Raw genomic sequence first — 20,186 nt, 5'->3', positions numbered from 1 at the left:
TATTTGCGGATGTTACTTACATTTGCTTTGTTATATTTAGGAGAAATATATTGGGTGCAAGATTTTCCATGATCGCGTCTGGCATTTTGGCTCTGATCGCCACGAATGCCTATGCCGCAGACGTCATTGTTCCCGAGGCACCTGTTGCACCAGCAGTCCCGATTGCCACTCCCTTCAACTGGGGCGGCGCTTATATCGGCGGGCAGGTCGGCTACGGATGGGCAAATACCAAATACACGGTCGGACCGTCCTATAACTCCATAGGAAAACTGGACGGTTTCCTCGGCGGTATTTATGCCGGGTATAATATTGATACCGGGACAAATGTTATCTTGGGCGTTGATGGCGATTTCACTGGCACAGCGGTTGGCAAGACCGAATCTGTCGGAGATCTCGCATCAGGCAAAACGCAATTGCGTTGGTCTGGGGCAGCCCGCGCGCGCGTGGGTTACGCCGTTGACCGTTTCCTGCCTTATATCGCTGGCGGCGTGGCGTTCGGCAATATCGAAGACAAGCTGCATGTTCTAGGCGAGAAGCTTTTGTCGGAATCGAAAACACAGGCCGGCTGGACCATCGGCGGCGGTATTGATTACGCTGTGACCGACAATATCGTCACCCGCGTTGAATATCGTTACACCGATTTCAACAAGCACAACTACAATTTTGATAATACCAGCGTTGGTGGCAGTGGCAAGCTGTCGACAAACGAAGTTCGTCTCGGCGTCGCTTATAAGTTCTGATTGAACATTGTCCTGAGATCAGGAAACAGCCCTGTCCTCGCATCGAGGCGGGGCTGCTTCCGTCACACGACACCGAGCATATGGATCAGTCCGAGGCTGATGATGCCGAGCGCCAGCAGCGAGAGAACCGCCGTCAGCGTTACCCGCCCGCCAGCCTGCGCTACCGACCGTACATCTACACCAAGACCGAGCGCTGCCATCGAAATGATGGTCAGAAGCGTCGACGCATATTGAATGCCGGGGAGGAGTGCCTCTGGGATGAGGTGCAACGAGTGCAGCGCCATCATTCCAAGAAAGCCAATGATGAACCACGGCACCAGTTGGAAAAAGCCCGGCTTTGCATCCGCGTTTTTATTACCGGCAAGAACCGCCAGCGCCAGAATGACCGGACCGAGCATCAGCACGCGCACCAGCTTGACCAGCGTGCCCAACTGCACACTGATGGCGGCGACCGGAGCTGTCGCAGCCAGCACCTGCGGCACAGCATAGACCGTCAGCCCCGCCAGCACGCCATATTGCGTGTGCGACAGGCCGAGAAGCGGCACCAGCAATGGCAGGCACAGCACGACAACCACGCCGAGGATCGCCGTAAAAGCGATGGAGGCGGCAACATCTTCGCTTTCGGCCCCGATGACCGGAGCCGTTGCCGCTATGGCCGAGTTACCGCAAATCGAGTTGCCGCAAGCCACCAGCACCGCCATGCGATGCGGCAGCTTGAGCAGCCGCCCGATACCGTAGCTCAATCCAATCGCAAGAATGACCACGCAGGCGATGCCGAGAATAAGGCCCGAACCTGCCGCGATCACTGCGCTGACACTGATCGAAGCGCCGAGAAGCACCACGGCGATTTCCAGAATCATCTTTGCCGAGAAGCTGATGCCCTTGCTGAACTGTTTGCCCGGACGCAGGAAAGTCCGCACCGCCGTGCCAAGCAGAATGGCAATCACCAGCGCTTCCAGCCATGCTCTGCCCGCATAATGCACTTCGATCTTCTCGAGACCTATCGCCATCGCGGCGACACCGACGCTGAGGGCAAGTCCGGGCAGAATGTTCTGGATTTTTGAGTATGTCATTATCGGCATTTCATATCGAAAGAGAATTCCATTCCGATCTGATGCCCGATTTCCCCTGTTCAATCCATTTCATTATATGGCATATTTCATTCGATATAATCGAACGAATAACGCTATGACCCTGGAACAACTGCGTATTTTCATTGAAGTGGCGGAGCGGGAACATCTGACCCGCGCCTCCGAGGCTCTACATCTGACGCCCTCGGCCGTCAGCTCGGCAATCCGCACCCTCGAAGAGCGCTATGGTGCGACATTATTCAACCGCATCGGACGTCGTATCGAACTGACCGGAGACGGACGGCTGTTTCTGGATGAAGCGCGTGCAACGCTGGCGCGCGCACGTTCTGCCGAACGTATGCTATCTGAATTCGGTGGCGGCAAGCGTGGCATTCTCTCCATCCATGCCAGCCAGACCATCGCAAGCTATTGGTTGCCGCCCTTTCTGGCACAGTTTCACAGCGCCTTTCCGCTGGTCGAGGTGCGGCTGACAGTGGGAAATACGGAAAGCGTGACCGCGGCAACGCAGGAAGGCGCCGCCGATATCGGCCTCGTGGAAGGCTCCGTGCAGGCGCCGGCGCTTTCCATAAGCAAGGTGGCGACGGATCAGCTTATTCTGGTCACGCGCCCTGACCACGCATGGAGAGGAGCGGGACGCCTCTCGTGGGACCGGCTGTTTGAAGGAAAATGGATATTGCGCGAACAGGGATCAGGTACGCGCAGTGTTTTCGAAGATGCCATGCGCGCCAACGGCTATAACCCCGCGCGGTTGAATGTGGCGCTGGAACTGCCCTCCAACGAGGCCATTTGTTCAGCCGTGCGTTCCGGCGACTACCTCACCGCCATATCGGAACTGGTCGCTGCCCCGCATCTTGCCGCAGGAACGCTCGTCAAAGCGGACTTCATTCTGCCGCAGCGCCAGTTTCTACTTATCACTCAGAAGGAGCGGCATAATACAAAAGCTAAGGATGCGTTTTTGAGGCTAATTACGTCGACGGTTAACTCTGCCGAGTGACATCGGTTACATGTCGTAATTTACACCCGCAGAAACGAGATTCTATAATAAAATTTCCTATGAATAATTAAAATATATAGTATTATGTAAATATAATAATTTATAATTATTCTATAATATATAACCCACACCCTCTGCACCGTAACATTTTCATGGAAACTCACTATAGATACCATCACTGTGCTCTCTGTGACAAAACAGAGGGGCGCAACCTTGCCACTAAAATAGCTTATACTCCAAAAAAATCTTAAATAACTAATGCTCCGGCAAGGTACTCTGGCATATTATCGAAACCGCGCGAACCAAAGGTCGGGTAAAAATCTTTAGCCAACGCAGTGGGACGCCAGGCCTCCCCCCCCACAGAGCGCCTCTGATAATTCATCGGAGTGGGATAAGGAGAGAAGCCAATCGCTGCCTGTTGAACAACTTTTACAGCCTTCAGCCTAACTTCCCCCCGAAAACCGGTCACAGGCAATCCGGTTTTAATCGCCAACTGCGCTGCAAACGAATTTTCTCCGCCGTTAGCAGAATAATCCGTGAGCATTCGTATGTGATCAAATTCATGCTCACGTCTCAATTTCCCAATTAGCTCTGCAAATCTTTCCGCTCCCCAATATTTTCGCGGACCATTAGTATAAACATTATTAATCGGCTTTCCTTTTACTGAAACCTCTCTGGTACGAATGTATATATTTAGCCGCGGCGTTCTTCTTTTATGATCGATTATATCAAAGTATATACCAATATTTTGAGAATGAGAAAAATCCGAATATTTCACTCCGCGCGTATTTTCGAAAATTCTACCATCTTCCGGTGGAGCGATATATTCATGTTGAGTGAGCATACCGCCTTTTGGCAGCATCTGATAGCGAGGGTTTTCCAGATACCGAATAACATAATCCGGAACAGCTTCTCTCATGAACTTTATCCTATATATAGTTATGAACTATCATATTAATAAGAATTATTATTCTATGAGTAACTGACATTTATAGCAGAAAAATGAGAAACCGAATAACATTTTTATTGTCAGTCGTGCATTGATGATTAGCGGATCTGACGCAGCAGTTCAGGCTGCGGAAAACAAGTCGAAGCCAAGCCGTTCTTTGCCTGCCACATGCCGATGGAGCGGCGTGTCTTGAAGCCCGGCAATCCGTCCGGCTTGCCGACATCATAGCCCTGCGCCTGCAAGCGCTTCTGCATGGCGCCGATATCTGAGCGATACATCGTGCCGACATTGCCCCATGCCTGCTGGAAATCGCCTGCGCCATATGCAATGCGGTCGCCGACATGGCCGATGAAGAGCGCATAGAGATCGCTCATATTATAGTCCTTGAGCACGTAGAAATTCGGGCTCACGATGAAGGCGGGGCCAAATCGCCCGGCGGGCATGAGCAGAAAACCTTCGCCCTTCATTTCATTGGATGGAAATGCCTTGCCATTGACGCGGGTGATGCCAAGTCTGGCCCATTCGGCAATCGGCTTGCCCTGATCCGGGCCTTCCAGAGAACACGACACGCTCTGCGGGACATTGACCTCAAAGCCCCAGTCGCGCCCCTTCTGCCAGCCGTGCAGCTTCAGATAATTGGCGATGGAAGCCAGCGTATCCGGCACGGAATTCCAGATATCGCGCTTGCCGTCGCCGTCAAAATCGACCGCGTGCTTGAGGTAGGAGGTTGGCATAAATTGCGGCTGGCCAAGCGCGCCCGCCCATGAGCTTTTCATGGCGTTTTCGTCGATATAGCCTTTCGAGGCGATTTCGAGCGCGGCAATCAGCTCCTTGCGGAACATGTCCTTGCGCGTTGCCATAAAGGCCTTCGTGCCCAGAACTTCAAACACATTATAGGGAATTTTGACCGTGCCGAAGCCCGATTCACGGCCCCATATCGCGACAATGATCGGACCCGGAACACCATATTTCTGCTCGATGCGTTTCAGAAGGCTCGAATATTGGCTGTAACGCGCCTGACCGCCACTGGTGACCGAGGCCATGGTCTTCGCATTGAAATACTTGCCCGGCGCGCCGAACTCGGCCTGTTTCTGTTCTTTCGGCGTCGACGGCTTTTCCCCGGGGATGACCAGATCCGGCAATTTCCAATTGATGGCCACACCGGCAAAGGCCTGATCGAAGGTAGCGCGCGAAACACCCGCCGCCTTGGCCTCAGGCCAGAGATCTTGCTCGATCCAGTTGCGATACTGGCTTTCGACCTGCGCCTTGGAGGGCGCTGCGACGGCAGGAGAAACAGCAAGAATGACGACAAGCCCCAGAGCAGTTTTCAAAGCATGCTTCCAACGGCTTGCTGCCATCATGTTTCTCCTGAATAACTAAAGGGTGGTTCTCGCTCGCAAGGCGGCAGCCAGCGTGCCCTCATCCAGATAATCGAGTTCGCCGCCCACCGGGACGCCATGAGCGAGCCGTGTGACGCGAACCTCGAAATTCGCCAATTGATCGGTAATGTAATGCGCGGTGGTCTGGCCTTCGACAGTCGCATTGACTGCGAGAATCACTTCTTTGATTTCGCCGGTCGCGACACGTTCCACCAGCCCCTTGATATTGAGGTCGTCAGGACCGATGCCGTCGAGCGGCGACAGACGACCGCCCAGGACATGATAACGGACATTCATCGTGCCCGCCCGTTCCAGCGCCCAAAGATCGGACACGTCTTCCACCACGATCAGCGTGGTGGGGTCGCGGCGCTCGTCCGTGCAGATGGTGCAGGGATCGGACGTGTCGACATTGCCGCAGCACGAACAAATGCGCACCTTTTCGGCAGCGTCCTGCATGGCGCCGCCCAGCGGCACCAGAAGCGCTTCCTTCTTCTTGATGAGATGCAGCGCCGCACGGCGCGCCGAACGCGGCCCCAGACCCGGTACACGGGCAAGAAGCTGGATCAGTCGTTCGATTTCGGGACCGGCGATTCGTTTGGACATTTTTTGTAAGGGAGTAAGGGAATAGGGGAATAAGTGAGTAGGGGACGAGAATGAGGGATATGCGACATGGCGGCAACCAGCCGGCCAAACATACTCCCCTATTCCCTTATTCCCCTACTCCCTTAAAACGGCAGCTTGAAACCCGGAGGAATCGGAAGACCCGCCGTCAGCGACTGCGTCTTTTCGGCCATCACGGCTTCAAGCTTTGCCTTGGCATCGTTGTGGGCCGCGATGATCAGGTCTTCGAGGATTTCGACCTCGTCTTCCTTGGCCAGCGACGGATCGATCTTCAGCGCCGACAAGGTGCCCTTGCCGGACAGGGTGATCGTCACCAGACCGCCACCGGAAGAGGCCGTGGCTTCCAGATTGGCGATTTCGTCCTGCATGGCCTTCATCTTGGCCTGCAATTCCTTCGCCTGCTTCATCATGCCCATCATGTCACGCATGGGTTTACTCCATAGTCTTCAATAATTCAGTCGTCTTCAGACGGCACACCGGGCACTTCCGAAACGGCGTCGAGGTCAATGTCCTCGTCATCGTTCTGTTCCGCCACGGCAATGCGCACGTCGGTGATTTTCGCGCCCGGAAAGGCCGCGAGAATGGCTGCCACATCCGGATCGGCGCGGGCATCGGTGACAAGATTGTCGCGACGCTCCGTTTCCGCTTCGGCAACCGTCTGGCTCGCGACATCACGCGCCACCGTCACCACCCAGCGAATGCCGGTCCAGTTCAAAAGATGCTGCGCGATCTCGCTCGGCAGCGATTTCGGCGCATCGTCGGTCAGGCCGATTTCAAGTCGTCCCGGCGCGATGGAGGCCAGACGCACGCAGTTCTTGACCAGAATCTTGAACTGCATGTTGCGATGCTTGTCGGCCATCGCAACAATGTCGTTCAGGCTGTTGACCGGCACGGAAGGCTGCGCTGCACTCTCGGCGACCGGCTGCGGAGCAGGCGGCTGAACCGGTTGTGGAGCCGTTTCCACGATACGCATGGCCGTGGCCGGACCGCCCGAGGCGGATGCCATCGAGGCCGAACCGACGGCATCGGCCGCGAAACGTGCTTCCGGCGCGCCGTTGCCATTGGAGCGAGGATTGCCCGGAGGCTGCGGACGCGGAGCAGAAACAGAACCGTTTTCAAGGCCGCGCAAGGCTTCGTCCAGCGTCGGCAGATCGGCAGCATGGGCCAGACGGATCAGCAACATTTCGGCAGCCTGCACCGGCCTTGTCGCCGTATCCACTTCCGCAATGCCCTTGAGTAGCATCTGCCAGGTGCGCGACAGCACGCGCACGGACAGCTTTTGCGCAAAATCGCGACCGCGCACGCGTTCATCTTCCGACAGCGACACATCTTCCGCCACATCGGGCGTGAAGCGCAGTCGTGTTACCAGATGATTGAAATCGGCCAGATCAGTTAGCACCACCGAGGGATCGGCACCCACATCATATTGGGCGCGAAACTCGGTGAGAGCGCCAGCCACATCGCCGCGCATCAGCATTTCGAACAGGTCGATGATGCGGGCGCGGTCGGCAAGCCCCAGCATGGAACGCACGGCTTCCGCACTGACCTGACCGGCACCATGCGCAATGGCCTGATCGAAGATCGACAGCGAATCGCGGGCGGAACCTTCTCCAGCTCGCGCAATCATGGCGAGCGACGCATCATCGACTTCGATCTGCTCGGCCTCCGCAATGCGGCGCAAATGCTGCGCCAGCGTGCCCGATTCGATGCGGCGCAGGTCGAAGCGCTGGCAGCGCGACAGAACCGTGATCGGCACCTTGCGGATTTCGGTGGTGGCGAAGATGAATTTCACATGCGGCGGCGGCTCTTCCAGCGTCTTCAACAGACCATTGAAGGCCTGATTAGAGAGCATGTGCACTTCGTCGATGATATAGACTTTGTAGCGCGCTGAAACCGGGCGATAGCGCACCTGCTCAATGATCTCGCGAATATCGTCAATGCCGGTATGCGAGGCAGCGTCCATCTCGATCACATCGACATGGCGGCCTTCCATAATTGCCTGACAATGCTCGCCGGGCACGGAAAGGTCGATGGTCGGCTGATCGACAGTATCGGTCTTGTAATTGAGCGCCCGCGCCAGAATGCGCGCCGTCGTCGTTTTGCCAACGCCGCGAACGCCGGTCAGCATCCAGGCCTGCGCGATGCGACCGGTCTCGAACGCATTTTTGAGCGTGCGCACCATCGGCTCCTGGCCGACGAGATCGTTGAAATTCTGCGGACGGTATTTGCGGGCGAGAACGCGATAGGCCCCATCGGCAGCTATGCCAGCGGATTTCGTATCCATGGCGACCCTTCCGTTCTTCCTGTTACGCTTTTTTCTCGACCGACAGTTTGGACCGGACGTATGAGCAAGGTCAACAACGGACACTGTTCATCAACAGCCGCCAGATAGCCAAGAAAAGTGGCGAATGAGAAAAAGGTGGGAGGCTGGCACGGCGACCCGTGCCTGGCTCGTTAGGGCTGCTTCCTTCCGGACCTGACCCGGTTGGCGAGTGGCTCGTCCACCACCAACCTCCCACGCTGCATATCGTCAATCGCAGCGCAAAAAGCAAGCGCAGAACGAAAAAAACTGATAGGAAACAGCTTATGACACAGTTCGAACTCGATAAACGGCTTGATGCCGACACTTTTTCCGTCGCCGTGCTCGGCCTTTGCGAGTTGCGACTGATGAATGACCGCCGCTGGCCGTGGCTTATCCTCGTGCCGCGCAGGGCCGATCTTTCAGAAATTCACGATCTGACGCCGCTCGACCAGACGATTCTTACCTTCGAGGCCGGATTGGTAGCGCAGGCGCTGAAAACCGTGACCGAGTGCCAGAAAATCAACACCGGAGCCCTCGGCAATATCGTGCGCCAGCTTCATCTGCATGTGATTGCCCGCAACGAGGGCGATGCGGGATGGCCCGGCCCCGTCTGGGGCCATGGCACGCGTGAAGCCTATGACGAAAAAGACGCCCGCAAGCTGATCGCCGACATTCGCGCGGCGCTGTAATTCTCCCAACAACAGCAATTCGAGAGCATCATGGCTTTCCGCCTCTACGATCTGCCGGAAATAGAACCGAGCCGTTTTGTCGGCTTTGGTGGCAACCGCATCGACCGCCAGTCCGAAAAACGTCAGGACGATTCGGCCTTCACCGCGCTGGAACTGCCGGAAACGCGCGTCATGCTTTTGGGCGGCAACAAGCTTCTGCTCGATTACACCGATGAAAAGACGCCGCGCGCGCTCTTCCGCTTCAGCGAAGCGAGGGACTTTGCACCCGATCTGCACGAGCCGGTGTTTCTGGGGTTGCAGGATGGCACGCCGCTCGTCGCCCTGATGGCCCCCATCGATCCCGAGGCGCTGGAAGTACCGTTTCGGGCGCAGGACTATCGCAGCATCTATATGGAAGGGCTGGTTTCAGCCGATCTGCTGGGCGCGCTGGCGCAAGCAGCGGCACTAACTGCCTGGCACAACAATCACCGTTTCTGCGGGCGTTGTGGCACAAAGACCGAAATGCGCGCCGGTGGTGCCAAGCGTCAATGTCCAAATTGCAGCGCCGAGCATTTCCCGCGCACCGATCCGGTGGCGATCATGCTGCCGGTGCGCGGTGACAAATGCATTCTCGCGCGCAGCCCGCATTTTGCTGCCGGTTCCTATTCCTGCCTTGCTGGTTTCATCGAACATGGCGAGACGATTGAAGCAGCGGTTCGTCGTGAAAGCCTTGAGGAAATGGGGCTCGCCATTGGTCGCGTCGGATATCACGCCAGCCAGCCCTGGCCGTTTCCCTATTCGCTGATGATCGGCTGCCATGCCGAAGTGCTGTCGGACGACTTCACTATCGACCGCTCGGAACTGGAAGACGGTCGCTGGTTCGGCAAGGATGAAGTCCGCACCATGCTGGCGGGCACCCATGAAAATGGGCTGCGAGTGCCACCATCCGGCGCCATCGCAACCCATCTGATCAAGGCATGGGCGGAAAACTGATTCTGCCCGATATTTTCGTGAATTATTCCGCGGCGAGCAACTGCGTGCCGCGAATGTCGCTGCCCCGATAGACGCCGAGAATACGTACTTCCTTGGAGAAGAATTCGAGTTCCTCCAAAGCGAGCTGTACATTGCGGTCTTCAGGGTGGCCCTCAATATCGGCATAGAACTGCGTGGCGATAAAACGCCCGCCGATCTGATAGCTTTCGAGCTTGGTCATATTGACGCCGTTGGTGGCAAAGCCGCCCATCGCCTTGTAAAGCGCTGCCGGAACGTTGCGCACGCGGAAAACAAACGTCGTCATGATGCGTTCGCCGTTTTCCGGGCGTGGTGCCCATTGCTTTTCCTTCGACAGAACCACGAAGCGGGTCACATTGTCTTCCGCGTCCTCGACATTTTCTTCCAGAATATCGAGGCCGTAGAGATCGGCGGCCAGACGCGGCGCGAGCGCTGCCATCGAACGGTCCTGCATGTCGGCGACGAGACGGGCAGCGCCCGCCGTATCACCCGCGATGACCGGCTTCCAGCCGTTCTGGCGGATGACCTTGCGGCACTGGCCGAGCGCGTGAATATGGCTGTGAACCGTCTTGATTTCCTCGCGCTTGACGCCCGGAAGCACCATCAGCTGAAAATGGATCGGCAGGAAATATTCGCCCACAATGTGCATATCGGCCAGCGGCAGCAGATAATGAATATCCGCAACGCGACCAGCCAGCGTATTCTCGATCGGGATCATCGCCAGATCGGCAGCGCCGGTCTCGACCGCGTTGAAAGCGTCTTCAAAAGTCGGACACGGCAAAGGCTCCATACCGGGAAACATGTTGCGCGACGCCGTATCGGAATTGGCACCCGCTTCACCCTGAAAAGAAATCCGGTTGGTTTTCATCGTCGTCGTACTTTCTCAAACGCCCCTCACTCGCGGGGCTTTCCTGGTTGTTGACCTTGTCAAAGACCCTTTGCGACAAGAAGTCGGGCGCGGTCAAGGTCGGCGGGCGTATCGACGCCCAGCGGCACCGTTTTCACCACTTCGACATCGATGCGCATGCTGGCTTCCAAAGCGCGCAATTGCTCAAGCTTTTCGCGCTTTTCCAGCGGCGACGGCCCGAGTTTCACGAATTTCTCCAGCGCCGAACGGCGATAGGCATAAAGGCCGATATGATGATAGAGCGGGCCGTCGCCATAAGGCGCCGTGGCGCGGGTGAAATAGAGCGCGCGCAGACGCGAACTGCCCGCCAGCGGCGAGCCGACGATCTTCACCACGCTCGGATTGGTCTTTTCCGATTCTTCCTCAATCTCGACGCCAAGCGTCGCAATATCTGCCGGACCGTCTTCGAGCGGCAGCAGAGCGCTGCGGATTATGTCGGGATCTATGGTCGGCAAATCACCCTGCACATTGACCACGGCATCGAACTCGCCAGCCGGATCGAGCTTCAAAAGCGCTTCATAGATGCGGTCCGAACCCGATTCGTGATCGGTGCGGGTCATGACGGCTTCGTGGCCATGCGCAGTGACGGCGGCAAAAATTTCCTCGCTATCGGTCGCAACGACGGCGCGCCCAAGCTTGGCGGCGGCGGCTCTGTCGGCCACATGCACGATCATCGGCTTCCCGCAAATATCGGCCAGCGGCTTGTTCGGCAAGCGCGTGGCGGCCAGTCTTGCCGGAATAAGAGTAAGGGTCTTTAAGGTCTGAAGCATGGTCGCCTCTTGTTGTCTCGTCGGATCGTGGCCGTCTTTCGAGGAGTTTTATCCGCACTGTAAATGCTGCAAAAGTGTCAAAAAGTCACGGGTCTGGTTACCCTTATAGGTGTTGCATCGCCCTGGTAAAAGACCTAGTTTCCGCCCGATGCCGCGGAGAGAATTGCAACCTCATATGAGGTGCGCATGTCGGCTGAGGAGAGCGTTCTCGGGGAGAGCGTTTTGGTAGAGGGAGCGCTGACCGGCGATGAATTCAACCCGGACTAACAAGTTTATCATGGCTTTTCTGGCAACGGTTTTCGTTGTCATGACGACGGGCATCCTGTCCGATGCGCTGTTTCATTCGCCTGCACCGGAAAAGCCCGGTTTTATAATCGAAGCGGCGGAAGCGTCGACCGGTGAAGGGGGAGCTGCACCGGCCAAGGAAGAAGTTTCCATCGCAACATTGCTGCAATCCGCCGATCCTGCGCGCGGCGAAACAGTTTTCAAGCGCTGTGCTGCCTGCCACACCGGCGAAAAGGGCGGCGCAAACAAGGTCGGCCCGCATCTGTGGGATGTCGTGAACCGTCCGGCGGCTTCCGTTGAAGGTTTTGGCTATTCGTCCGCCATGAAGGAATTCGGCGCAGGCGGCAACAAGTGGGACTTCGAGCATCTCAACAAGTTCCTGACGTCGCCAAAAGGCTTCATCAAGGGCACGGCCATGGGCTTTGCGGGCGACAAGAAGGACAATGAGCGCGCCGATCTGATCGCCTATCTGCGCACGCTGTCCGACAACCCGGCTCCACTTCCAGCCGCTGATGCCGCACCGGCAGGCGTCGATGCTAAGCCTGCGGATGCAGCGCCTGCACCGGAAGGCGAAAAGCCAGCCGCACCGGCGAACTAATAGCGCAAGAATGATCGAAAAGCCCGGTTTCAACCGGGCTTTTTCATTTGGACGATGAAATTTATTGTCCCGGTGCCTTTCTTCCTCCGCAAAAACCCATAAGACTCATACAGATGATCCGAAGCAGAAACGGAGAGACTGGATGAAAGCGTTTTGGGCGGGTGCATTTGCGGTTGCCATGCTTGCAAGCACAATGTCGTTAAGCCATGCGAGCGACGTGGAACCCCAATGGCGCAGTTCTTCCAGCCTGCTCGGCGAGCCCAAATATGCGGCTGATTTCAAGCATTACGACTACGTAAACCCGCAAGCGCCGAAGGGCGGCACGCTCAATCAGGTGGCCGTCGGCACATTCGACAGTCTCAACCCGTTCGTCGTGCAGGGCGTCGCCGCAGCGGGCCTGTCAGACTTCGGCGGCGGCATGCTCTACGATACGCTGATGACAGATTCGCTCGATCAGGGATCGACACAGTATCCGCTGATCGCCGAAGCGCTTCAGTACCCGGATGATTATTCCTGGGTGAAGTTCAAGCTCAACCCGAACGCCAAATGGCATGACGGTCAGCCGATCACCGTGGAAGACGTGATCTGGTCCTTCAATGTGCTTAAGAAACAGTCGCCACTTTACAACAAATATTATGGCGACGTGGAAAGCGCGGAAAAGACCGGCGACCACGAGGTGAAGTTCAACTTCAGCCAAAAGGGCAATCGCGAATTGCCGCAAATCATGGGCCAGCTCGCAGTGCTGCCGCAGCATTGGTGGGAGGGCAAGGACGCGCAGGGCAAACAGCGCGATATCAGCCGCCCGACGCTGGAAATTCCGCTGGGTTCTTCTGCCTACAAGATCGACCGCGTTGCGCCGGGACGATCCATCACCTGGGCGCGCGTCGATGATTACTGGGGCAAAGACCTGGCCGTGAATGTCGGTCGCAACAATTTCGACCGCGTCGTCTACGAGTATTACTTCAACGAAGATGCAACCTGGGAAGCCTTCAAGAAGGGCGGCCAGTATGATTATCGTAACGAAAACCGCGCCCAGCGCTGGGCGGAACAGTATAATTTTCCGGCAGTCGAGCGCGGTGACGTCGTCAAGAAGTCCTTCCCGTATAATGCCGTCGGCCGCATGCAGGGCTATTTCCTGAATACGCGGCGCGACAAGTTCAAGGACCCGAAAGTTCGTCAAGCGCTGACCTATGCTTTCGACTTCGAATCCATGAACCGCATGCTGTTTTTTAATCAGTATAACCGCATCAACAGCTATTTCGCTGGCAATGAATTGCAGCTGAGCGGCCCGCCGACCCCGGCGGAGCAGGCCATTCTCGAAACGGTCAAGGATGCGCTCCCCGCAGATGCGCTGACCAAGGAATTCAAGCTGCCTGTTTACGACACGCCGCAGGCCACCCGCGATAATCTGCGAACGGCTCTGAAGCTGTTTGCGGAAGCGGGTTGGAAATTGCAGGGCAACAAGCTGGTCGATGCGAATGGCAATCCGTTCACCATCGAATTTCTCGGCAAGGATCCGACCGACGAGCGCATCTACAATCCGTTTGCGGCGAGCCTGCGCAAGATCGGGATCAATGCCACGGTGCGTATCGTCGATACCGCCCAATATCAGGCGCGGGTCAATGATTTCGACTATGATATCATCACCTCGGTCATCGCGCAGACCGCCTCGCCCGGCAATGAGCAGCGCGACATGTGGGGCTCGAAGGCCGCAGATTTCAAAGGCAGCCGCAACTATGCCGGTATCAAGAACCCGGCCATCGACACGCTGATCGACCGCGTGATCTATGCCAAGGATCGCGAGGAACTGGTGGCCGCAAGCCATGCGCTCGACCGGGCGCTGTTGTGGAATTATTACGTGATCCCGCAATGGTATTCCGACCACATCAATGTGGCCTATTGGAACAAGTTCGGCATGCCGGAAAAGCAGCCGGATTATCTGGGCATCGATCCATTCTCATGGTGGGTCGACTCCGCGAAGGAAGCCAAACTGAAGACCGGCAGCGAATAGGGACAAGCGGAGAATGACGATGCTTCGCATGAACCGCCGCCATTTTCTGGGTGTTTCGGGCAGCGCCGCAATCGCGGCCTGCCTGCCGGGTCAGGCTGTCATTGCCAACGCCTTTGCGGAGGTGCCGACCGGCAAGTCCCTGCATGGCCTGTCCGCCTTTGGCGAGCTGAAATATGGCAGCGATTTCACCCATTTCGATTACACCAGTCCAGACGCGCCGAAAGGCGGCACGTTCAGGTTTGCGCCAGCAAGCTGGACCTGGAACCAGAACACGCAGACCTTCAACACGCTCAGCACCTTTACCTTCAAAGGCGACGCGCCGCCGCGCATGGAGCTGACCTATGACAGCCTGATGGTCCCGGCGCTCGATGAACCGGATTCCGTCTACGGACTTATCGCTGAAAGCGTCACGCTGTCGAAAGATCGTCGGGCCTGCACCTTCAAGCTGCGCAAGGAAGCGCGGTTCCATGACGGATCACCGATCACGGCGAAAGACGTGCTGTTCACCTATACGGTGCTGAAGGAAAAGGGCCACCCGCTCATACGTCAGTCGCTCGCCGGGCTGGAAAAGGTGGAACTGACGGGCAAGAACGATATTCGCATGCGTTTTGCGACGGATCGCGGCCCCAACGCCATCCTTGACGCCGTGGTGCTGCCGATCCTGTCGGAGACCTGGTTCAAGGATCGCGATTTCGAAGCGACCACGATGGAACCGGTGCTCGGTTCGGGCGCTTACAAGGTGGGGAATTTCACCGCCGGTCAATTCATTGAATATGATCGTTTCGAAGACTACTGGGCCAAGGATTTGCCAGTGCGGCGCGGTTCCAGCCATTTCGACCGCATCCACATCGAGTTCTTCCGCGACCGGCAGCCGGAATTCGAAGCCTTCAAGAAAGGCGATATCGATTTTCGTTCCGAAAGCGTGTCCAAGAACTGGGCTACCGGCTACGACTTCCCGGCCATTCAGGAAAAGAAAATCATCAAGCGCACCTTCCCGAAAGAGAAGAGCCCGCTGATGCAGGCCTGGGCGCTGAACCAGCGTCGCGAGCGTTTCCGCGACCCGCGCGTGCGGGAGGCAATCAGCCTCTGTTTTGATTTCGAGTGGACCAACAAAAACCTCTTCTTCGACACCTATGAGCGCTCGCAATCGAGTTTCAACGGGTCGGATTTTCAGGCCAGGGGCCTCCCCACCCCGGATGAGTCGAAAGTGCTGGAACGCTATCGCGGCAAGCTTCCCGATGCCGTGTTCGGCGAGACCGTCATCATGCCGGTTTCGGATGGAACAGGGCGGGACCGCGCGCAATTCGGCAAAGCCGTCAAACTGATGGAAGAAGCCGGTTTCGAGCGGCGCAACGGGCAGTTTCACGACAAGGACGGCGCGAAATTCGCGCTGGAAATTCTCAGCGATTCGGAAGCCTTCACGCGCGTCTACAATCCGTTCATCCAGAAACTGCGGGCCATCGGTATCGATGCCAGTTTGCGGCTGGTGGATGCCAGCCAGTATCAGGCGCGGATGCAGGATTTCCAGTTCGACATGGTGGGCATTGCAATGCTGTTTGGCGCGACGCCGACGTCAGAATCGCTTTCCAGCATGTTTGGTTCGCAAGCGGCCAAGACGCCCGGAAGCTATAATCTGCCCGGCACAGCCGACCCGTTGATCGACGCCCTGATCGACGATGCCGGAAAAGTGTCGACCCGCGACGATCTTGTCGCGACCATCAGAGTGCTGGATCGGTACTTGCGTATCCGGCGCGACTGGATTCCAAATTGGACAACAGCGAATCATCTCGTCGCCTATTGGGACCGGTTCGGTTTCAAGGAACCGAAGCCCGATTACGGCTTTCCGGTCGAGACGCTGTGGTGGATTGAAGAAGAAAAGGCAAAAGTTGTTGGTAAGCCATAAGAGAAACACGGATCTAACGCGAGAGCCAAGCTAATGGGCGCCTACATCCTCCGCCGCTTGATCTTAATGATCCCGACCATCTTCGGCATCATGGCTATTTCCTTCGCCGTTGTTCAATTCGCTCCCGGCGGTCCGGTCGAGCGCGTGATCGCGCAGCTTTCCGGTCAGGGCGGCGACGCGCTGGACCGCCTTTCCGGTGGCGGCAGCGATTTCGGCCAGAGCGCGGTCGATAGCGGCTCGGTCAATTCGAAATATCGCGGCGCACAGGGGCTCGACCCCCAATTCATTGCCGATCTTGAAAAGCAGTTTGGCTTCGACAAGCCGCCACTGGAACGTTTCGGTCAGATGCTATGGAATTATCTGCGTTTTGATTTTGGGCGCAGCTATTTCCGCGACATCAGCGTCATCGATCTGATCAAGGAAAAGATGCCGGTTTCGATCTCGCTCGGCCTGTGGCTGACGTTTCTGTCCTACATGATCTCGATCCCGCTTGGCATTCGCAAGGCAATCAAGGAAGGCACGCGCTTCGATACATGGACCAGCGCGGTCATCATTGTCGGCTATGCCATTCCAAGCTTCCTCTTCGCCATCCTGCTGATCGTGCTGTTTGCGGGCGGCTCGTTCTTCGACTGGTTCCCGCTGCGCGGCCTCACCTCGCCCGACTTCGTGCAAATGTCATTCTGGGGCAAGATCGGCGACTATCTCTGGCACATGGTTCTGCCGGTCACGGCGCTGGTGCTTTCGGCCTTCGCCACCACAACACTTTTGACGAAAAACTCGTTTCTCGAGGAAATCCGCAAGCAATATGTGACGACGGCGCGCGCCAAGGGCCTTACCGAAAATCAGGTGCTTTATCGCCATGTCTTCCGCAACGCCATGCTGATCGTCATTGCCGGTTTTCCGGGCGCTTTCATCTCGGCTTTCTTCACCGGCTCGCTTTTGATTGAAACCATCTTCTCGCTCGACGGTCTTGGCCTGCTCGGCTACCAGTCGGTCATCAACCGTGATTATCCGGTTGTATTCGCCAATCTCTTCATCTTCTCGCTGATCGGTCTGCTCGTCGGGCTTCTGTCCGATCTGACCTATACGTGGATCGATCCGCGCATCGATTTCGACCGGAGGGACGTGTGATGACCGATGCCGCCCTCACCCCCACCGTCAAGCCCGTAAAGCGTCCATGGCTGTCGCCGCTGAACCGTCGCCGCTGGCAGAATTTCAAGGCCAACAAACGCGGTTACTGGTCGCTGTGGGTTTTTCTGTTCCTGCTCATTGCCGCCCTTTGCTCGGAATTCATCGCCAATGATCGCCCCATTCTCGTTTCCTACAAGGGCGAGTTGCTGGCGCCGGTCTTTGTCGATTATCCGGAAGAGAAATTCGGCGGCTTCTATGCGGTGACCGACTATCGCGATCCGGTGATCCAGGAAGAAATCGCCAATAATGGCTGGGCGATCTGGCCGCCGATCCGCTATTCCTACAACACCGTGAATAATGAAATCCCGGAAGCGGCGCCGTCCAAGCCTTTCTGGCTCTTTTCCGCCGAGGAACGTTGCCAGCGCTATCCGCAAGGCGTGAGCGATCCCAATTGCCGTTTCGGCAATTTCAACCTGCTAGGCACCGACGATCAGGCGCGCGACGTCTTTGCGCGCGCGCTTTATGGCTTCCGCATTTCGGTGCTGTTCGGCCTGATCCTCACCTTCTTCTCGGCCATCATCGGCGTGACGGCAGGCGCGGTTCAGGGCTATTTCGGCGGCTGGGTCGATCTGATCTTCCAGCGCATCATCGAAATCTGGTCGTCGATCCCCGTGCTTTATCTGTTGCTGATCATAGCGGCGATCCTGCCGCCCGGCTTCTGGGTGCTGCTCGGCATCATGCTGCTGTTCTCATGGGTGGCGTTCGTCGGCGTGGTGCGCGCTGAATTCCTGCGCGCCCGAAATTTTGAATATGTGAATGCCGCGCGCGCGCTCGGCGTGAAGAACGGCACCATCATGTGGCGGCATCTTCTGCCCAATGCCATGGTGGCGACGCTGACCTTTCTGCCCTTCATCCTCAACGGCTCGATCACCACGCTGACCTCGCTCGACTTCCTCGGCTTCGGCCTGCCACCCGGCTCGGCCTCGCTCGGCGAACTTCTGGCGCAGGGCAAGAATAATCTTCAGGCGCCGTGGCTCGGCATTACCGGCTTCGTGGTCATCTCGGTCATGCTGTCGCTGCTGATCTTCATCGGCGAGGCGACCCGCGACGCATTCGATCCGCGAAAGGCATTTCAATGAGTGGGTCAATGAGCGGATCCCTGTCCGAATCAGGCAATAAAACCCTGCTGTCCGTCCGCGACTTGTCGGTGGCCTTCCGCCAGAATGGCGAAGAACGCATTTCCGTCGACCGCGTGTCCTTCGACATTGCCGAAGGCGAAACTGTGGCACTGGTCGGCGAATCCGGCTCGGGCAAGTCTGTATCCGCTTTGTCGGTGCTGAAACTTCTGCCCTATCCGGCGGCCAGCCACCCTTCCGGTGAAATCCTTTTCAACGGCAAGGATTTGATGCAGGCCTCCGAGCCGGAATTGCGGCGCGTGCGCGGCAACGACATTGCCATGATCTTTCAGGAGCCGATGACCTCGCTCAACCCGCTGCACAGCGTCGAGCGGCAGGTCGGCGAAATTTTGCGTGTGCATCAGGGCATGGGCGACGCCCAGGCACGAGCACGCACGCTGGAGCTTTTGAACGAAGTGGGTATTCGCGAGCCGGAGAAGCGCCTGTCAGCCTTCCCTCATCAGCTTTCTGGCGGACAACGCCAGCGCGTGATGATCGCCATGGCGCTGGCCAACAAGCCGAAACTGCTGATTGCCGATGAACCCACCACCGCACTTGATGTGACGGTACAGGCGCAGATTTTGAAGCTGCTGGCCGAACTCAAGGCCGCGCAGGGCATGTCGATGCTGTTCATCACCCACGATCTCGGCATCGTGCGCAAGATCGCCGACAAGGTCTGCGTGATGAGCAAAGGCAAGATCGTCGAGGCTGGACCGACAACGGAAATTTTCGACAATCCGCAGCATCCCTATACAAAACATCTGCTTGCCGCCGAACCGAAGGGCGAGCCGCCCGCTGCCGATCCGGCAGCGAAAACGGTGATGGAAGGCAAGGATATCCGTGTCTGGTTCCCGATCAAAAAGGGGTTCATGCGCAAGACCGTCGACCATGTGAAGGCAGTGGACGGTATCGATGTCAATCTGCGCGCCGGTCAGACACTCGGTGTCGTCGGCGAATCGGGCTCTGGCAAGACTACGCTCGGCCTTGCCCTTTCGCGCATGATTTCATCAAAAGGCGATATCCACTTTGAAGGGCGCGATATCGCGAAATTCAGCTTCAAGGACATGCGTCCGCTGCGTCGTGAAATGCAGATCGTGTTTCAGGACCCGTTCGGCTCGCTCTCACCGCGCATGACCATTGCGGACATCATCGCCGAAGGTCTGCTGGTGCATGAGCCGAAACTCTCGGCAGACGACCGCGATGCGCGTGTCGTCTCGGCACTTCAGGAAGTGAACCTCGATCCCGAAACCCGCTTCCGCTATCCGCATGAATTTTCCGGCGGCCAGCGCCAGCGCATCGCCATTGCGCGCGCCATGGTGCTGAACCCGCGGTTCGTGATGCTGGATGAGCCGACCTCGGCGCTCGACATGAGCGTGCAGGCGCAAGTGGTCGATCTTTTGCGTGGATTGCAGAAGAAGCATGATCTCGCCTATCTTTTCATAAGCCACGATCTCAAAGTGGTGCGGGCACTGGCCAATGATGTGCTGGTGATGCGCAACGGCAAGGCGGTTGAATATGGTACGGCGAAGGACGTCTTCGCCAATCCGAAGACCGACTATACCAAGGCGTTGATGGCGGCAGCCTTCCATATGGAGGCGCTAGTGGAGTGAATTTGACATTTGGACACCGCCCGACCGATACGCAGGTTCAA

Annotated in this window: 18 protein-coding genes and 1 other RNA gene; 10 read left to right on the top strand and 9 right to left on the bottom strand. The window is 57.1% G+C overall.

Going from position 1 to position 20,186, the window contains the following annotated elements; genetic code table 11:
• Nucleotides 1–68: 68 nt before the first annotated feature.
• Nucleotides 69–740 carry an outer membrane protein gene (locus tag ABWW11_RS01715; protein ID WP_109368075.1) on the top strand — a complete coding sequence of 224 codons (672 nt, stop codon included), beginning with the start codon at nucleotides 69–71 and terminating at the stop codon, nucleotides 738–740.
• Between the two features lie 62 nt (nucleotides 741–802).
• Here the strand turns inward: ABWW11_RS01715 and ABWW11_RS01710 are convergent, their stop codons facing one another.
• Nucleotides 803–1,822 carry a YeiH family protein gene (locus ABWW11_RS01710; RefSeq protein ID WP_181376064.1) on the bottom strand — a complete coding sequence of 340 codons (1,020 nt, stop codon included), beginning with the start codon at nucleotides 1,820–1,822 and terminating at the stop codon, nucleotides 803–805.
• Nucleotides 1,823–1,928: 106 nt separating this feature from the next.
• Here ABWW11_RS01710 and ABWW11_RS01705 point away from each other — a divergent pair, with 106 nt between their 5' ends.
• Nucleotides 1,929–2,825 (top strand): LysR family transcriptional regulator, encoded by an 897-nt coding sequence (locus tag ABWW11_RS01705; protein ID WP_109368073.1) that lies wholly within the window; start codon nucleotides 1,929–1,931, stop codon nucleotides 2,823–2,825.
• 247 nt (nucleotides 2,826–3,072) lie between these two features.
• Here ABWW11_RS01705 and ABWW11_RS01700 read toward each other — a convergent pair whose 3' ends face one another.
• The 6 genes from ABWW11_RS01700 to ffs all read right to left on the bottom strand — a co-directional run bounded on the left by ABWW11_RS01700 (nucleotide 3,073) and on the right by ffs (nucleotide 8,290).
• Nucleotides 3,073–3,744 (bottom strand): hypothetical protein, encoded by a 672-nt coding sequence (locus ABWW11_RS01700; RefSeq protein ID WP_146200191.1) that lies wholly within the window; start codon nucleotides 3,742–3,744, stop codon nucleotides 3,073–3,075.
• A 128-nt stretch (nucleotides 3,745–3,872) separates the two neighbouring features.
• Complete coding sequence (locus ABWW11_RS01695; RefSeq protein WP_109368071.1) at nucleotides 3,873–5,132, bottom strand: lytic murein transglycosylase; 1,260 nt, start codon at nucleotides 5,130–5,132, stop codon at nucleotides 3,873–3,875.
• An 18-nt stretch (nucleotides 5,133–5,150) separates the two neighbouring features.
• Entirely contained in the window at nucleotides 5,151–5,756 is a 606-nt protein-coding gene (recR, locus tag ABWW11_RS01690; RefSeq protein ID WP_109368070.1) for a recombination mediator RecR, read from the bottom strand.
• Nucleotides 5,757–5,878: 122 nt separating this feature from the next.
• Nucleotides 5,879–6,202 (bottom strand): YbaB/EbfC family nucleoid-associated protein, encoded by a 324-nt coding sequence (locus ABWW11_RS01685; RefSeq protein ID WP_078337775.1) that lies wholly within the window; start codon nucleotides 6,200–6,202, stop codon nucleotides 5,879–5,881.
• A gap of 26 nt (nucleotides 6,203–6,228) precedes the next feature.
• Nucleotides 6,229–8,058, bottom strand: a complete 1,830-nt coding sequence (locus ABWW11_RS01680) for a DNA polymerase III subunit gamma/tau (RefSeq protein WP_121537024.1) — start codon at nucleotides 8,056–8,058, stop codon at nucleotides 6,229–6,231.
• A 135-nt stretch (nucleotides 8,059–8,193) separates the two neighbouring features.
• Nucleotides 8,194–8,290, bottom strand: an RNA gene (ffs, locus tag ABWW11_RS01675) — signal recognition particle sRNA small type.
• Between the two features lie 70 nt (nucleotides 8,291–8,360).
• Between ffs and ABWW11_RS01670 the strand changes: the two genes are divergently transcribed.
• Together ABWW11_RS01670 and nudC are read left to right on the top strand one after the other, a co-directional pair.
• A complete protein-coding gene (locus ABWW11_RS01670) occupies nucleotides 8,361–8,765 on the top strand; it encodes an HIT domain-containing protein (protein ID WP_109368068.1) in 405 nt (134 codons plus the stop codon).
• A gap of 30 nt (nucleotides 8,766–8,795) precedes the next feature.
• Nucleotides 8,796–9,737: an NAD(+) diphosphatase gene (gene nudC, locus ABWW11_RS01665; RefSeq protein ID WP_109368067.1), complete on the top strand. Its 942-nt coding sequence runs from the start codon at nucleotides 8,796–8,798 to the stop codon at nucleotides 9,735–9,737.
• 22 nt (nucleotides 9,738–9,759) lie between these two features.
• Here nudC and ABWW11_RS01660 read toward each other — a convergent pair whose 3' ends face one another.
• Nucleotides 9,760–10,623 carry a prephenate dehydratase gene (locus tag ABWW11_RS01660; protein ID WP_109368066.1) on the bottom strand — a complete coding sequence of 288 codons (864 nt, stop codon included), beginning with the start codon at nucleotides 10,621–10,623 and terminating at the stop codon, nucleotides 9,760–9,762.
• Nucleotides 10,624–10,682: 59 nt separating this feature from the next.
• Entirely contained in the window at nucleotides 10,683–11,432 is a 750-nt protein-coding gene (locus tag ABWW11_RS01655) for a 3-deoxy-manno-octulosonate cytidylyltransferase (protein ID WP_109368065.1), read from the bottom strand.
• A gap of 247 nt (nucleotides 11,433–11,679) precedes the next feature.
• Between ABWW11_RS01655 and ABWW11_RS01650 the strand changes: the two genes are divergently transcribed.
• The 6 genes from ABWW11_RS01650 (at nucleotide 11,680) to ABWW11_RS01625 (ending at nucleotide 20,145) form a co-directional block, all read left to right on the top strand.
• Nucleotides 11,680–12,315 carry a c-type cytochrome gene (locus tag ABWW11_RS01650; RefSeq protein ID WP_319080578.1) on the top strand — a complete coding sequence of 212 codons (636 nt, stop codon included), beginning with the start codon at nucleotides 11,680–11,682 and terminating at the stop codon, nucleotides 12,313–12,315.
• A gap of 142 nt (nucleotides 12,316–12,457) precedes the next feature.
• Complete coding sequence (locus tag ABWW11_RS01645; RefSeq protein WP_109368063.1) at nucleotides 12,458–14,326, top strand: extracellular solute-binding protein; 1,869 nt, start codon at nucleotides 12,458–12,460, stop codon at nucleotides 14,324–14,326.
• A 13-nt stretch (nucleotides 14,327–14,339) separates the two neighbouring features.
• Complete coding sequence (locus ABWW11_RS01640; RefSeq protein ID WP_319080577.1) at nucleotides 14,340–16,229, top strand: extracellular solute-binding protein; 1,890 nt, start codon at nucleotides 14,340–14,342, stop codon at nucleotides 16,227–16,229.
• A 33-nt stretch (nucleotides 16,230–16,262) separates the two neighbouring features.
• On the top strand, nucleotides 16,263–17,360 hold the full coding sequence (locus ABWW11_RS01635; RefSeq protein ID WP_109368061.1) for a microcin C ABC transporter permease YejB: 1,098 nt from the start codon (nucleotides 16,263–16,265) through the stop codon (nucleotides 17,358–17,360).
• Nucleotides 17,360–18,499, top strand: coding sequence for an ABC transporter permease (locus tag ABWW11_RS01630; protein ID WP_109368060.1), 1,140 nt, complete (start codon nucleotides 17,360–17,362; stop codon nucleotides 18,497–18,499). Before ABWW11_RS01635 ends, ABWW11_RS01630 begins: the two co-directional genes overlap by 1 nt.
• Nucleotides 18,496–20,145: an ABC transporter ATP-binding protein gene (locus ABWW11_RS01625; RefSeq protein WP_109368059.1), complete on the top strand. Its 1,650-nt coding sequence runs from the start codon at nucleotides 18,496–18,498 to the stop codon at nucleotides 20,143–20,145. The genes ABWW11_RS01630 and ABWW11_RS01625 overlap by 4 nt, the downstream gene beginning before the upstream one ends.
• The last annotated feature ends 41 nt before the right edge of the window (nucleotides 20,146–20,186 follow it).

The organism is Brucella sp. NBRC 113783 (assembly GCF_040372265.1).
In the GTDB taxonomy this organism is placed as follows: Bacteria; Pseudomonadota; Alphaproteobacteria; order Rhizobiales; family Rhizobiaceae; genus Brucella; species Brucella teleogrylli.
The sequence above is the reverse complement of the archived record's forward strand: the minus strand, read 5'-3'. Positions and strand labels throughout refer to the sequence as shown.

Bases quoted from the DNA above. Each gene is read 5' to 3' on its own strand.
- ABWW11_RS01715 (WP_109368075.1), top strand. From the start codon at position 69: ATGATCGCGTCTGGCATTTTGGCTCTGATCGCCACGAATGCCTATGCC.
- ABWW11_RS01710 (WP_181376064.1), bottom strand. From the start codon at position 1,822: ATGCCGATAATGACATACTCAAAAATCCAGAACATTCTGCCCGGACTT.
- ABWW11_RS01705 (WP_109368073.1), top strand. From the start codon at position 1,929: ATGACCCTGGAACAACTGCGTATTTTCATTGAAGTGGCGGAGCGGGAA.
- ABWW11_RS01700 (WP_146200191.1), bottom strand. From the start codon at position 3,744: ATGAGAGAAGCTGTTCCGGATTATGTTATTCGGTATCTGGAAAACCCT.
- ABWW11_RS01695 (WP_109368071.1), bottom strand. From the start codon at position 5,132: ATGGCAGCAAGCCGTTGGAAGCATGCTTTGAAAACTGCTCTGGGGCTT.
- recR (WP_109368070.1), bottom strand. From the start codon at position 5,756: ATGTCCAAACGAATCGCCGGTCCCGAAATCGAACGACTGATCCAGCTT.
- ABWW11_RS01685 (WP_078337775.1), bottom strand. From the start codon at position 6,202: ATGCGTGACATGATGGGCATGATGAAGCAGGCGAAGGAATTGCAGGCC.
- ABWW11_RS01680 (WP_121537024.1), bottom strand. From the start codon at position 8,058: ATGGATACGAAATCCGCTGGCATAGCTGCCGATGGGGCCTATCGCGTT.
- ABWW11_RS01670 (WP_109368068.1), top strand. From the start codon at position 8,361: ATGACACAGTTCGAACTCGATAAACGGCTTGATGCCGACACTTTTTCC.
- nudC (WP_109368067.1), top strand. From the start codon at position 8,796: ATGGCTTTCCGCCTCTACGATCTGCCGGAAATAGAACCGAGCCGTTTT.
- ABWW11_RS01660 (WP_109368066.1), bottom strand. From the start codon at position 10,623: ATGAAAACCAACCGGATTTCTTTTCAGGGTGAAGCGGGTGCCAATTCC.
- ABWW11_RS01655 (WP_109368065.1), bottom strand. From the start codon at position 11,432: ATGCTTCAGACCTTAAAGACCCTTACTCTTATTCCGGCAAGACTGGCC.
- ABWW11_RS01650 (WP_319080578.1), top strand. From the start codon at position 11,680: ATGAATTCAACCCGGACTAACAAGTTTATCATGGCTTTTCTGGCAACG.
- ABWW11_RS01645 (WP_109368063.1), top strand. From the start codon at position 12,458: ATGAAAGCGTTTTGGGCGGGTGCATTTGCGGTTGCCATGCTTGCAAGC.
- ABWW11_RS01640 (WP_319080577.1), top strand. From the start codon at position 14,340: ATGACGATGCTTCGCATGAACCGCCGCCATTTTCTGGGTGTTTCGGGC.
- ABWW11_RS01635 (WP_109368061.1), top strand. From the start codon at position 16,263: ATGGGCGCCTACATCCTCCGCCGCTTGATCTTAATGATCCCGACCATC.
- ABWW11_RS01630 (WP_109368060.1), top strand. From the start codon at position 17,360: ATGACCGATGCCGCCCTCACCCCCACCGTCAAGCCCGTAAAGCGTCCA.
- ABWW11_RS01625 (WP_109368059.1), top strand. From the start codon at position 18,496: ATGAGTGGGTCAATGAGCGGATCCCTGTCCGAATCAGGCAATAAAACC.